Raw genomic sequence first — 13732 nt, forward strand, 5'->3', positions numbered from 1 at the left:
GCGTATGGCGCGGCGCCGCGTTGCCTCAGCGGCCCGAGGGTCTCCCCGTAGGTCGTCAGCCGTTCCTCCACCAGTCGTTTCCCAGTGTCGTATCGAAGTGTCGAATCGAACGTCTTCGACGAAATCGCAGCTCAAGGAGAGTCATCGAGCGATGGCCGGTCCAGCGTTCCGTGCCGCCGCCGTCCGGGTGCGCGTCCCCGCCACCAGCGCCAATCTCGGTCCGGGCTTCGACGCCCTCGGCCTGTCGCTGGCGTTGTACGACGACGTGGTCGTCCGGGTGGCCGACTCCGGGCTGCACATCGACATCGCGGGTGAGGGCAGCGAGACCCTCCCGCGCGACGAGAACCACCTGCTCGTACGTTCCCTGCGCACCGCCTTCGACCTGCTGGGCGGACAGCCCCGGGGCCTGGAGATCGTGTGCGCCAACCGGATCCCGCACGGACGGGGACTCGGATCCTCCTCGGCCGCCATCTGCGCCGGCATCGTCGCCGCGCGGGCCGTCACCATAGGCGGCGACAGCCGGCTCGACGACGAGGCGCTGCTCGAACTCGCCACCGAGATCGAGGGACACCCGGACAACGTGGCCGCCTGTCTCCTCGGCGGGTTCACGCTCTCCTGGATGGAGGCCGGAGCCGCCCGGGCGATCAGGATGGAGCCCGCCGGCGCGGTCGTTCCGGTGGTGTTCGTCCCCGGGAAGGCGGTGCTCACGGAGACCGCGCGAGGCCTCCTGCCGCGCACCGTCCCGCACGTCGACGCCGCGACCAACGCGGGGCGCGCCGCCCTGCTCGTCGAGGCTCTGACCAGGCGTCCCGAGCTTCTGCTGCCTGCCACCGAGGACCGGCTGCACCAGGACTACCGCGCCCCCGCCATGCCGGAGAGCACGGCGCTGGTGGAGCGGCTGCGGGCCGACGGCATCCCCGCGGTGATCTCCGGTGCCGGGCCCACGGTCCTGGCTCTGGCCGACGAGGCGACCGCCGACAAGGTCTCCCAACTGGCGGGCGACGGCTGGGCCGCCAACCGGCTCGGCCTCGACGCCCGGGGCGCGAGCGTTCTGCCGCTCGCGGCACCCGGAGAGAGCTAGGGCGAAGACATCAACGGGGCGCGCACCAGGGCACTTGCGGCGTTAGACGCCGCGGCCGTCGAGGCCGCGATTTCCAACGCTGTGACATGCGACGCTGTGACTTTCAACTACATACGGTTGCCGGATTTGGAGAGGGGGAATGTTTGTTGGATCCGGTAGTGTTAACCTCAAGTCTGCACCCGACCCCACCATGGCGAGGTGCTTTCTGTCCCCGTCCGGGACAGACATTCTTCCGGGAGCCCCCCAAGCCACTCTGTGTTTCATGCGGCGTTCGATTCGTCGTGTGCAGGCGCTGAGCGGCAATCAGGGCACGCTTCGGAACCGGTGCGACCAAGCCGCCTGACACCGCCAGCCAGTGTCACGGTTTTGGGAAGCGCCATCACCAGAACCTCTTCCGCCGCTTCGGCGGACCACCGCCCCGGCACGGTCCACTCATGAAGGACCGAAGCCGGACAGCAAAACCGGTCGCCGTGCCAGACAGGCCGACGTCCGCTCCAGGGAAGGACCCTTCGTGAGCGACACCACCGATCTGATGGGCGCACGTGTCGAGGAGACCGCTGCGGCGCCCTCCACGGACGCCTCCGCGCCTGCCACGGGTGCCGGCTCCCGGCGGCGCCGCGGTACCGGCCTCGACGGCATGGTGCTGGCCGAACTGCAGCAGGTCGCATCCGGCCTCGGGATCAAGGGCACCGCGCGGATGCGCAAGAGCCAGCTGATCGAGGTCATCAAGGAAGCGCAGGCCGGGGGCGGGACCCCCAAGGCCGCAGCCGCCCCCGCCGGGGACGCCGCCGAGACCAAGCCCAGGCGTCGCGCCACCTCCAAGGCCCGCACGGGTGATGACACCGCGCCCGCCGCCGAGAAGAAGTCGGCCGTACAGGTCGTCGAGGCGCCCGCCGAGAAGGCCGTGGCCCAGCAGCAGATCGAGATCCCCGGCCAGCCCGCGGGAGGACCCTCCCGCGACGGGGGCGACGACGCCCCGGCCGAGCGCCGCCGGCGCCGCGCCACCGCCGAGGCGGGCAGCCCCGAGACGGTCGTCGCCGACGCGCAGAGCGAGTCGAGGTCCGAGACTCCGGCCGCGCAGGCCGACACCGGGGACGGCGACGGCCGACAGGGCCGCCAGGGCCGCCGGGAGCGCAGCGACCGCGGTGACCGCGGCCGGGACCGCGACCGCCGTGGCGCCAAGGCCGACGAGCAGCAGGCCGGCGGTACGCAGCAGCGCGCGGCCCAGCAGGGCCAGCAGCAGGCCGGCGGCCGTCAGGACCGCCAGGAGCGGCAGGACCGGCAGCAGCGCGACCAGCGCGACAGTGGGCCCCGCGACAACGGCCCCAGGGACAACGGACCGCAGGACGACGACGACTTCGACGGCGGACGCCGTGGCCGTCGCGGGCGCTACCGCGACCGCCGTGGCCGTCGTGGGCGCGAGGAGTTCGGCCCGAACGAGCCGCAGGTCGCCGACGACGACGTCCTGATCCCCGTCGCGGGCATCCTGGACATCCTCGACAACTACGCCTTCATCCGTACGTCGGGCTACCTGCCGGGTCCCAACGACGTGTACGTCTCCCTCGCCCAGGTCCGCAAGAACGGCCTGCGCAAGGGCGACCACGTCACCGGTGCCGTGCGTCAGCCCAAGGACGGCGAGCGCCGCGAGAAGTTCAACGCGCTGGTGCGGCTCGACTCGGCCAACGGTATGGCGGCCGAATCCGGGCGCGGGCGGCCTGAGTTCAACAAGCTGACCCCGCTCTACCCCCAGGACCGCCTCCGTCTGGAGACCGACCCGGGCATCCTCACCACCCGCATCATCGACCTCGTCGCGCCGATCGGTAAGGGCCAGCGCGGTCTGATCGTGGCCCCGCCGAAGACCGGCAAGACCATGATCATGCAGGCGATCGCCAACGCGATCACCACGAACAACCCCGAGTGCCACCTGATGGTCGTCCTGGTCGACGAGCGTCCGGAAGAGGTCACCGACATGCAGCGGTCGGTGAAGGGCGAGGTCATCTCCTCGACCTTCGACCGTCCGGCCGAGGACCACACCACGGTCGCCGAGCTGGCCATCGAGCGCGCCAAGCGCCTGGTGGAACTGGGCCACGACGTCGTCGTACTGCTCGACTCGATCACTCGTCTGGGCCGTGCGTACAACCTCGCCGCCCCGGCCTCCGGCCGCATCCTGTCCGGTGGTGTCGACTCGACCGCCCTGTACCCGCCGAAGCGCTTCTTCGGTGCGGCCCGCAACATCGAGGACGGCGGCTCGCTGACCATCCTCGCCACCGCGCTGGTGGACACCGGGTCCCGCATGGACGAGGTCATCTTCGAGGAGTTCAAGGGCACCGGCAACGCCGAGCTCAAGCTCGACCGGAAGCTCGCCGACAAGCGCATCTTCCCGGCGGTGGACGTCGACGCGTCCGGTACCCGTAAGGAAGAGATCCTGCTCGGCAGCGACGAGCTCGCCGTCACCTGGAAGCTGCGCAGGGTGCTGCACGCGCTCGACCAGCAGCAGGCGATCGAGCTGCTTCTCGACAAAATGAAGCAGACGAAGTCGAACGCCGAGTTCCTGCTCCAGATCCAGAAGACGACGCCGGGCAACGGCAACAGCAACGACTGACGCTCGGTAGACGGTTCGAGTAGTTCCAGCTGTTCAAAAAGGGCCACCCCTTGTTAAGGGGGTGGCCCTTTTTGGTGTATGAGACAGGTGTACGATCGCGCTCTTCGGGCCGATTCTCGTGGTGTGCCCGAACTAACGATCCCTAGGGGGGACTTGAGTGGGTATATCCCTGTCCGGTGAGGGCCGCCACAGACGACGTGTGCGGATCGCCGTTCCCGTGGTCGCCGTCAGCCTCGCCGCCGCGGTCACCGGTGCGCTGATGATGTCGTCCGCGAACGCTGCCACGGCCCTGCCGCGGCCGACCGCGGACCTGAGCCGCAGCGCGGTACCGAGCACCGCCGAGTTGGAGCAGCGCATCGCGGGCGCCGTCGCGGGCGACGACACCCCGGGCGTCACCACGAAGAAGTCGGCGCTGACCGCCGGCACCGTCGGTGGCACCAAGGACGCGAAGATCATCGGTGGTTCGACGACCACTATCTCTGCGGCGCCGTATATGGCCCAGCTCTGGTACTACGACGACAAGGGCACCACCGCGACCGGCGATGACATCGGATTCTTCTGCGGCGGCGCCGTCATCGCGCCGACGAAGATCCTCACCGCCGCGCATTGCGTCAAGGGCTACAACTGGAAGGCCAACGGGAGCATCATCACCGGCACGGCGTCCCTGCCTGACGCCGACGGGAACACGGACGGGGCCGAGGCTGGTGTCTGGCGCCAGTGGAACAACCCGTCCTACAACTCGACGACGTTCGACAACGACATCGCCGTCCTGACGCTCGACCGGCCCGTGACGGCCGCGCCGATCCGGATGACGACCGCCGGTGACACCGTCTCCTACAAGGCGCTCACCAACGCCAAGGTCTACGGCTGGGGCCGCACCAGCTCCACCACCCAGGACATCTCCGCGACCCTGAAGACGGCCACGCTGCCGATCCAGTCCGACGCCACCTGCACGGGCGCGTACGGCAGTGACTTCGTCAAGGGGCACATGGTCTGTGCGGGCCAGCCCGCCACCGGCAGCGACACCGGTACCACCACGACCTGCAACGGCGACTCCGGCGGGCCCCTCGTGGTCGCGGGCAAGGTCGTCGGCGTCGTCTCGTGGGGTGTGACGGACTGCGTGGAGAAGGGCGCCTACAGCGTCTTCTCGAAGGTCACCTCGTACGTCGGCGCCGTGTACCCGCGGGTCGAGGACGCGAACCTCAGCGGTGACCACATGGCCGACCTGTGGCTGCGCCGCGCCTCCACGAAGGTCGCCTACGAGAAGGACTCCAAGGGCACCAGCTTCGGCGCCAGCGAGCCCTGGGGCAACTGGGACGGCGTCAACGTCGTGCTGCAGACCGACCTGAACCGGGACGACTACCAGGACCTGGTGATCCGTGACAGCGCCTCGGGCGCGGTCTACTGGATGCACTACGTGCCCACGTCCGACGGCAGCGGCGGCGCCTGGGACACGAAGCAGATCTTCACCAACTGGAAGAGCCGCACCCGGATCATCACCCCGGGCGACGTCACCGGCGACTACAAGCCCGACGTCCTCTCGGTCGACTCCGCGGGCGTCCTGTGGATCTACCCGGGCAACGGCAACGGCACCTTCGGGGCCCCGTCGAAGGTGTCCTCCGGCTGGAACCAGTACAACTCGATCGTCGGCCACGGCGACTTCAACGGCGACGGCAAGGCCGACCTGCTCGCCCGCACCAAGACCGGCTCGGTCGGCTACCTCCTCAAGGGCAACGGCAAGGCCGGCTCCCAGGCCTTCGCGGCCCGGGTCAAGGTGCGCACCTGGGGCGGCTTCAACACCCTGGTCACCCCCGGCGACGTGACCGGCGACGGAAAGGCCGACTTCCTGGCCCGTACGCCCGCCGGGACGATGTACCTCTACCCGGGCACCGGCAAGGGTACGAGCGAGATCTTCGGCACACCGAAGTCCGTCGGAACCGACTACAAGCAGTGGGACATCATCAGCTGAACCCGCAGGTGAAAGGGGTCTTCTGGGCGATTCGCGAGGAAGATCCCGCCCGTTCGGTCACGCGCTGTGCCCTTCGCGACACGCGAAGGGCACAGCGCGTTGTGCAACCCTTTTTCCGTAATGACCGTCTGACTGAGCGAGTTACGACGGAAAAGGGACTGGCCCTGAAAGCAGGGGGTAACCGACCGGTCGAGACCGAGGGAAGCGCATGTCCGCCGAGAGCAATCCGTCAGATCCGGTGAAGCCGGTGCAGAGGGGCAGCCGCCGCAAGCCCCGCGGCAAGCACTCCAGGGCGCTCCTGATCACCGCCTGGGTCGCCGCGGCCATCGTCGTGCTCGGCGGCACCGGCCTCGGCTACGTGTACTTCAAGCTCAACGGCAACATCAAGAGCGTCGACATCAACCAGGTCCTCGGCACCGACCGCCCCACCAACGTCGACAACGGCTCCGAGGACATCCTGGTCCTGGGCTCCGACACCCGCTCCGGCGCCAACAGGAAGCTCGGCGGCGGTACGGACGACGGCAGCGCCCGCTCGGACACCGCGATGATCGTCCACGTCTACGAGGGCCACAAGAAGGCCAGTGTGGTCTCCATACCCCGGGACACCCTCGTCGACCGCCCCGAGTGCACGGACGCCAAGGGCGTCACCCACGACGCGGCCTCCGGCGTGATGTTCAACTCCGCGTACTCCACGGGGGGCGCCGCCTGCGCGGTGAAGACCGTCGAGTCGCTCTCCGGGATCCGTATGGACCACTACGTCGAGGTCGACTTCACCGGCTTCCAGAAGCTCGTGGACGAGCTCGGCGGCGTCGAGGTGACCACGACGAAGGACATCAGGGACTCCGACAGCCACCTGAACCTGAAGGCCGGCACGCACCGCCTCAACGGCTCACAGGCGCTCGGCCTGGTCCGTACCCGCCACGGCGTCGGCGACGGCTCGGACCTCGGCCGCATCCAGCTCCAGCAGGCGTTCATCAAGGCACTGGTCGACCAGATCAAGGACGTCGGCGTCCTGACGAACCCCAAGAAGCTCTTCGACCTCGCGGACACCGCCACCAAGGCCGTCACGACCGACTCCGACCTGGGCTCCGTACGCACCCTGACCTCCTTCGCGTCGGGCCTCAAGAGCATCAGCTCCGCCCACATGAGCATGATCACCATGCCGGTGGAGTACGACCCGGCGAACCCCAACAGGGTCATAGTGGACGACGCCAAGGCCCAGCTGGTCTGGAAGGCCCTGAAGGCGGACCGCCCCATCCCGGCGGCCGCCACCAAGGGCACGGCGAAGGGCGACGCGGCGGGCGTGGTGAGCTAGCTGGAAACAGGGGGCGAAGCCCCCGTTTCCAGGGGCGCGGGGAACTGCGCGAGAAGCCCGACGGACCCGCAGGGAATATCCAACCCCCACCCCTCGTTTTGGGGGATGCGCCCAGTCCTGGCAGACTGGTACGTCGGCCCCGGTTCACGCACCCGCATCCCGCGGAGGCGACCCGGAGCCCTCCCGAAACTAGGAGAACCCCTTGAAGCGCGAAGTCCACCCCGAGTACGTCGAGACGCAGGTCAGCTGCACCTGTGGCGCGTCGTTCACCACCCGCAGCACGATCACGAGCGGCAACATCCGCGCCGAGGTCTGCTCCGAGTGCCACCCGTTCTACACGGGCAAGCAGAAGATCCTCGACACCGGTGGCCGTGTGGCCCGCTTCGAGGCCCGCTTCGGCAAGGCCGCTGCCGGCTCCAAGAAGTAGCGAGGCACCAGCGCCGGTCCACGTTCGCCCTCCGGGGCGTACCTGGACCGGCGTTTTTGGTCGCCCGACTTCCCCCACGTACGACACGTACAGACGTTTTCAGGAGCCCCCATGTTCGAGGCCGTCGAGGATCTGCTCACCGAGCACGCCGACCTGGAGAAGAAGCTCGCCGACCCGTCGGTCCACGCCGACCAGGCCAACGCGCGCAAGCTCAACAAGCGCTACGCCGAGCTGACCCCGATCGTCGGGACGTACCGCTCCTGGAAGCAGACCGGGGACGACATCGGGACGGCGAAGGAGTTCGCCCTCGACGACCCCGACTTCGCCGCCGAGGTCAAGGAACTGGAGAAGCAGCGCGAGGAGCTCACCGAGAAGCTCCGCCTGCTGCTCGTTCCGCGTGACCCCAACGACGACAAGGACGTCATCCTGGAGGTCAAGGCCGGCGCCGGCGGCGACGAGTCCGCCCTGTTCGCCGGGGACCTCCTGCGCATGTACCTCCGCTACGCCGAGCGCGTCGGCTGGAAGACCGAGATCATCGACGCCACCGAGTCCGATCAGGGCGGCTACAAGGACGTCCAGGTCGCTGTGAAGACCAAGGGCGGCAACGGCGCCACCGAGCCCGGCCAGGGCGTCTGGGCCCGTCTGAAGTACGAGGGCGGGGTGCACCGCGTGCAGCGCGTGCCGGCGACCGAGTCCGCGGGCCGTATCCACACCTCCGCGGCCGGTGTCCTCGTCACCCCCGAGGCGGAGGAGGTCGACGTGGAGATCAACCCGAGCGACCTCCGTATCGACGTGTACCGCTCCTCGGGTCCCGGCGGTCAGTCCGTCAACACGACCGACTCGGCGGTGCGCATCACGCACGTTCCCACCGGAGTCGTCGCCTCCTGCCAGAACGAGAAGAGCCAGCTGCAGAACAAGGAGCAGGCGATGCGTATCCTGCGCTCCAGGCTCCTCGCGGCAGCCGTGGAGGAAGCGGAGAAGGAGGCCGCCGACGCCCGCCGCAGCCAGGTCCGCACCGTCGACCGCTCCGAGAAGATCCGTACGTACAACTTCCCGGAGAATCGCCTCTCGGACCACCGCGTCGGCTTCAAGGCCTACAACCTCGACCAGGTGCTGGACGGCGACCTCGACGCCGTCATCCAGGCCTGTGTCGACGCGGACTCCGCCGCGAAGCTCGCGGCGGCGTAACACCCCCGTACGAGCCCAGTACCAGCCCAGTACGGCCCCGTACGAGTCACGAGTACCGGAGGACCAGCGTGCAGCAGAACATTGGGGGACGGCCCCCGAGCCCCCGCAGCTTGCTGCTCGCGGAGGTGGCTCAGGCCACCCAGCGGCTCGCCGACGCGGGCGTGCCCTCGCCGCGCAACGACGCGGAGGAACTCGCCGCGTTCGTGCACGGCGTGAAGCGGGGCACCCTGCACACCGTCAAGGACATCGACTTCGACGCCCGCTACTGGGAGGTCATCGCCCGCCGCGAGGCCCGCGAGCCGCTCCAGCACATCACCGGGCGGGCTTTCTTCCGCTACCTGGAACTCCAGGTCGGGCCGGGCGTGTTCGTCCCCCGCCCCGAGACCGAGTCGGTCGTCGGCTGGGCCATAGACGCCGTCCGCGCGATGGACGTCGTCGAGCCGCTGATCGTCGACCTGTGCACCGGATCCGGCGCCATCGCGCTGGCCCTCGCCCAGGAGGTCCCGCGCTCGCGCGTACACGCCGTGGAGCTGTCCGAGGACGCGCTGGCGTGGACCCGCAAGAACATGGAGGGGTCCAGGGTCGACCTGCGGCAGGGCGACGCCCTGGACGCCTTCCAGGACCTCGACGGCCAGGTCGACCTGGTCATCTCCAACCCGCCGTACATCCCGCTCACGGAGTGGGAGTACGTCGCCCCCGAGGCCCGGGACCACGATCCCGAACTCGCCCTGTTCTCGGGCGAGGACGGCCTCGACCTCATCCGGGGCCTGGAACGCACCGCACACCGGCTGCTGCGCCCCGGCGGCGTCGTCGTCGTCGAACACGCGGACACCCAGGGCGGCCAGGTGCCGTGGATCTTCACCGAGGAACGCGGCTGGGCCGACGCGGCCGACCACCCGGACCTCAACAACCGCCCGCGCTTCGCGACCGCCCGCAGGGCCACGCCGTGAGCATCACCCACACTTCCTACCCCCAGCAGTACGTGTACGAGGAGGCCCGCTAAATGGCTCGGCGATACGACACCAACGACGCGACCGACCGCACGACCGGTCTGCGCGAGGCCGCGTCCGCCGTCCGACGCGGCGAGCTGGTGGTCCTCCCGACCGACACGGTCTACGGCATCGGTGCCGACGCGTTCTCCGCCGAGGCCGTCAACGACCTGCTGGAGGCCAAGGGCCGCGGCCGTGGCATGCCCACGCCCGTGCTGATCGGTTCCCCGAACACCCTGCACGGCCTCGTCACGGACTTCTCCGAGATGGCCTGGGAACTCGTCGACGCCTTCTGGCCGGGCGCCCTCACCCTCGTCGCCAAGCACCAGCCGTCCCTGCAGTGGGACCTGGGCGACACCCGGGGCACGGTCGCCGTACGCATGCCGCTGCACCCCGTCGCCATCGAGCTGCTGACCGAGGTCGGCCCCATGGCCGTCTCCTCCGCCAACCTGACCGGCCACCCGTCCCCCGAGGACTGTGACGCCGCCCAGGAGATGCTCGGCGACTCCGTCTCCGTCTACCTGGACGGCGGGCCCACGCCCGGAATCGTCCCCTCGTCGATCGTCGACGTCACGGGAAAGGTACCGGTCCTGCTCCGTGCGGGCGCGCTGTCGGCCGAGGAGCTGCGCAAGGTGGTCCCCGACCTCGAGGTGGCGAATTGACAGCCCCTGACGCGGGGCGTGGCATAGGCACGCGTCAGGGGGTCACGGGGGCTCAGCAGTGGAACGGGGCCTCGCGGGACGCCTTCCGCATCCTCCATGTCAGCACCGGCAACGTATGCCGCTCACCGATCACCGAGCGGCTGACCCGTCATGCCCTGGCGGACCGGCTCGGCGACCCGCTGTTCGGCGGCCTCATCGTGGAGAGCGCCGGTACGTGGGGCCACGAGGGCGCGCCCATGGAGGCCAACGCCGAGGCGGTCCTCACCGAGTTCGGCGCCGACCCCTCCGGGTTCACCGGGCGCGAGCTGCTCGACGAGCACGTGATCCGGGCGGACCTGGTGCTCACGGCCACGCGGGACCACCGCGCGCAGGTCATCTCCATGGGGCACTCGGCGGGCCTGCGCACCTTCACCCTGAAGGAGTTCACCCGCCTGGTGAAGGCGATCGACCCGGCCACGCTGCCACCGCTCGACGACGGCATGATCGAACGGGCCCGCGCCCTGGTCCGCGCTGCGGCGGCTCTACGCGGGTGGCTTCTCGCGCCCACGGCCGAGGCGGACGAGGTGTACGACCCGTACGGCGCCCCTTTGACCTTCTTCCGGTCGATCGGGGACGAGATACAGCTCGCGCTGGATCCGGTGGTGACGGCGTTGACCGGGGTCGCCGCGAAGGCGTGAGGTGCGCGCCTGAGGGGGTGCCTCGGGGGGTTGGTCTGCGGCTGCGGGCCCGTCGTGGCTTGTCGTGCAGTTCCCCGCGCCCCTAAGGGGCGCTCGGGCCTACCCTGGACTCACGTCACCGTCGACGTCCGGAGTCCGCCATGTCGGTCGTACCTGCCCTTGAGAGCGATGGCGCTGTTGACGTGCTGCGGCGCCAGGACCCCGAGCTCGCCGAACTGCTGCTCGGGGAGGCCGAGCGGCAGGCGACGACGCTGCAGCTGACCGCCGCCGAGAACTTCACCTCGCCCGCCGTGCTGGCCGCGCTCGGCTCGCCGCTCGCCAACAAGTACGCGGAGGGGTATCCGGGCGCCCGGCACCACGGCGGCTGCGAGATCGTCGACGTCGCCGAGCGCGTCGCCGTGCGGCGGGCCAGGGCCCTGTTCGGCGCCGAACACGCCAACGTCCAGTCCCACTCCGGGTCTTCGGCCGTTCTGGCCGCCTACGCCGCCCTGCTGCGCCCCGGCGACACCGTCCTCGCCCTCGGCCTGCCCCACGGCGGCCATCTCACCCACGGGTCGCCCGCCAACTTCTCCGGGCGCTGGTTCGACTTCGTCCCCTACGGGGTGGACGCGGAGAGCGGCCTCATCGACTACGAGCAGGTGCGCGCCCTCGCCCGGACGCATCGCCCCAAGGCCATCGTCTGCGGGTCCATCGCCTACCCCCGGCACATCGACTACGCCGCCTTCCGTGAGATCGCCGACGAGGCGGGCGCCTACCTCATCGCGGATGCCGCCCATCCCATCGGGCTCGTCGCCGGGGGAGCGGCGCCCAGTCCCGTGCCGTACGCCGATGTCGTCTGCGCGACCACCCACAAGGTGCTGCGCGGGCCGCGCGGCGGGCTGCTGCTGTGCGGCGCGGAGCTGGCAGAACGGGTCGACCGGGCGGTTTTCCCGTTCACCCAGGGGGGCGCGCAGATGCACACGATCGCCGCCAAGGCGGTCGCCTTCGGCGAGGCGGCGACCCCGGCCTTCACCGCGTACGCCCATCAGGTGGTCGCCAACGCGCGGGTGCTGGCGGCGGGCCTGGCCGCCGAGGGGCTGGTCGTCACCACGGGCGGGACCGACACGCATCTCGTCACGGTCGATCCGGCGCCCCTGGGTGTGGACGGACATGCCGCGCGGGGGCTGCTTTCCGCCGCAGGAGTGGTTCTGGACTGCTGTGCGCTGCCCCACGGGGAGGCACGCGGGCTGCGGCTCGGGACGGCGGCGCTGACCACGCAGGGGATGGGGGAGGCCGAGATGGCGCGGATCGCGGTGCTGTTCGCGGGTGTGCTCCGTGGGGCTGCCGGGAGTGGTGGGGCGCGTGAAGAAGTGCGGGAGCTGGCCGGTAGATTTCCGCCGTATCCCGGGCGGTGAGGGGTAGGCGTCAACACGTGCACAGCCTTACGTGCAACCATCTTCGCTACCCGGAAGTCCCCATCCTTATGCGTCCCTCGCTAGGGTGTGGGGCCTGGATGACCAGCGAGACCTGTGGGGAAGCCCGTGCGTGAATACCTGCTGACGCTCTGCATCACGGCCGCGGTGACGTATCTGCTGACAGGGCCGGTACGGAAGTTCGCGATCGTGGCCGGAGCGATGCCGGAGATCAGGGCCCGTGACGTGCACCGGGAACCCACTCCGCGGCTCGGCGGGATCGCGATGTTCTTCGGGCTGTGCGCCGGACTGCTGGTCGCCGACCACCTCACCAACCTGCACGAGGTCTTCAGCAAGTCGAACGAGCCGAGGGCGTTGCTCTCGGGCGCCGCGCTGATCTGGCTGATCGGTGTTCTGGACGACAAGTTCGAGATCGACGCCCTGATCAAGCTCGGCGGGCAGATGATCGCCGCCGGCGTCATGGTCATGCAGGGTCTGACGATCCTGTGGCTGCCGATCCCGTCCGTGGGCAACGTCGCGCTGACCCAGTGGCAGGGCACCCTGCTGACGGTCGCGCTGGTCGTGATCACCATCAACGCGGTGAACTTCGTCGACGGCCTGGACGGCCTCGCGGCCGGCATGGTGTGCATCGCGTCGGCGGCGTTCTTCCTCTACGCCTACCGGATCTGGGTCTCGTACGGCATCGAGGCCGCCGCCCCGGCCACCCTCTTCGCCGTGATCCTGATGGGCATGTGCCTCGGTTTCCTGCCGCACAACATGCACCCCGCGCGGATCTTCATGGGTGACTCCGGGTCGATGCTCATCGGGCTGGTGCTGGCCGCCGGCGCGATCTCCATCACCGGGCAGATGGACCCGGACGCGATGAACCTGTTCTCGGGGTCCGAGCGCAACACCGTGCACCAGATGGTGCCGGTCTACATCCCGCTGCTGATGCCGCTCACCATCATCGCGATCCCGGCCGCCGACCTGGTGCTGGCCATCGTGCGGCGCACCTGGCGCGGACAGTCGCCGTTCGCGGCCGACCGGGGGCATCTGCACCACCGGCTCCTGGAAGTCGGGCACTCGCACAGCAGGGCCGTCCTGATCATGTACTTCTGGTCGGCGCTCATCGGTTTCGGCGCCCTGTCCTACTCGGTCAACAACGCGTCCATGTGGATCGTCCTCAGCGTGGTGGTCCTGAGCGCGATCGGACTCGTACTCCTGCTGCTTCCGCGCTTCGCGCCGCGCACCCCGCGCTGGGCGGAGCGCTTCGTGCCGCCCCGCTACCGGCGCCGGCCGGTCAGGCGTACGCCCGAGGCCGGTGAGCCGGTGAGTGGCGTGCTGCGCGAGTGCCACGGGGCCACGGCGATCGGCGGCGGGGACCAGGTGCTGGTGCCGGACCGGGGGCAGCCGGAGTCCGAGGCGGGCTGA

At 69.8% G+C, this 13732-nt stretch carries 11 protein-coding genes; all 11 read left to right on the forward strand.

Annotated features, from left to right (window positions below):
* The first annotated feature begins 151 nt into the window (after window positions 1–151).
* Window positions 152–1081, forward strand: a complete 930-nt coding sequence (thrB, locus tag PV734_RS43670) for a homoserine kinase (RefSeq protein WP_319098183.1) — start codon at window positions 152–154, stop codon at window positions 1079–1081.
* Between the two features lie 511 nt (window positions 1082–1592).
* Entirely contained in the window at window positions 1593–3683 is a 2091-nt protein-coding gene (gene rho / locus PV734_RS43675; RefSeq protein WP_319294835.1) for a transcription termination factor Rho, read from the forward strand.
* A gap of 157 nt (window positions 3684–3840) precedes the next feature.
* Window positions 3841–5652 (forward strand): trypsin-like serine protease, encoded by a 1812-nt coding sequence (locus tag PV734_RS43680; protein ID WP_319294836.1) that lies wholly within the window; start codon window positions 3841–3843, stop codon window positions 5650–5652.
* Between the two features lie 208 nt (window positions 5653–5860).
* Window positions 5861–6967 (forward strand): LCP family protein, encoded by a 1107-nt coding sequence (locus tag PV734_RS43685; protein ID WP_319098180.1) that lies wholly within the window; start codon window positions 5861–5863, stop codon window positions 6965–6967.
* Between the two features lie 202 nt (window positions 6968–7169).
* On the forward strand, window positions 7170–7394 hold the full coding sequence (gene rpmE, locus PV734_RS43690) for a 50S ribosomal protein L31 (protein ID WP_006381676.1): 225 nt from the start codon (window positions 7170–7172) through the stop codon (window positions 7392–7394).
* A 111-nt stretch (window positions 7395–7505) separates the two neighbouring features.
* Window positions 7506–8582: a peptide chain release factor 1 gene (gene prfA / locus PV734_RS43695; protein WP_319098179.1), complete on the forward strand. Its 1077-nt coding sequence runs from the start codon at window positions 7506–7508 to the stop codon at window positions 8580–8582.
* 110 nt (window positions 8583–8692) lie between these two features.
* On the forward strand, window positions 8693–9532 hold the full coding sequence (gene prmC / locus PV734_RS43700; RefSeq protein ID WP_319098235.1) for a peptide chain release factor N(5)-glutamine methyltransferase: 840 nt from the start codon (window positions 8693–8695) through the stop codon (window positions 9530–9532).
* Between the two features lie 53 nt (window positions 9533–9585).
* Window positions 9586–10233, forward strand: a complete 648-nt coding sequence (locus tag PV734_RS43705) for an L-threonylcarbamoyladenylate synthase (RefSeq protein WP_319098178.1) — start codon at window positions 9586–9588, stop codon at window positions 10231–10233.
* Window positions 10230–10910 (forward strand): protein-tyrosine-phosphatase, encoded by a 681-nt coding sequence (locus PV734_RS43710; RefSeq protein WP_319098177.1) that lies wholly within the window; start codon window positions 10230–10232, stop codon window positions 10908–10910. The genes PV734_RS43705 and PV734_RS43710 overlap by 4 nt, the downstream gene beginning before the upstream one ends.
* Before the next feature lie 140 nt (window positions 10911–11050).
* Window positions 11051–12304 (forward strand): serine hydroxymethyltransferase, encoded by a 1254-nt coding sequence (gene glyA, locus PV734_RS43715; protein ID WP_319098176.1) that lies wholly within the window; start codon window positions 11051–11053, stop codon window positions 12302–12304.
* Between the two features lie 126 nt (window positions 12305–12430).
* Window positions 12431–13732, forward strand: coding sequence for an MraY family glycosyltransferase (locus tag PV734_RS43720; protein ID WP_319098175.1), 1302 nt, complete (start codon window positions 12431–12433; stop codon window positions 13730–13732).

This window comes from Streptomyces sp. AK08-02, assembly GCF_033795085.1.
GTDB classification, from domain to species: domain Bacteria; phylum Actinomycetota; class Actinomycetes; order Streptomycetales; family Streptomycetaceae; genus Streptomyces; species Streptomyces echiniscabiei.

Excerpts from the sequence above, each read along its gene's own strand:
- thrB (WP_319098183.1), top strand. The coding sequence starts at position 152 with ATGGCCGGTCCAGCGTTCCGTGCCGCCGCCGTCCGGGTGCGCGTCCCC.
- PV734_RS43685 (WP_319098180.1), top strand. The coding sequence starts at position 5,861 with ATGTCCGCCGAGAGCAATCCGTCAGATCCGGTGAAGCCGGTGCAGAGG.
- prfA (WP_319098179.1), top strand. The coding sequence starts at position 7,506 with ATGTTCGAGGCCGTCGAGGATCTGCTCACCGAGCACGCCGACCTGGAG.
- PV734_RS43705 (WP_319098178.1), top strand. The coding sequence starts at position 9,586 with ATGGCTCGGCGATACGACACCAACGACGCGACCGACCGCACGACCGGT.
- glyA (WP_319098176.1), top strand. The coding sequence starts at position 11,051 with ATGTCGGTCGTACCTGCCCTTGAGAGCGATGGCGCTGTTGACGTGCTG.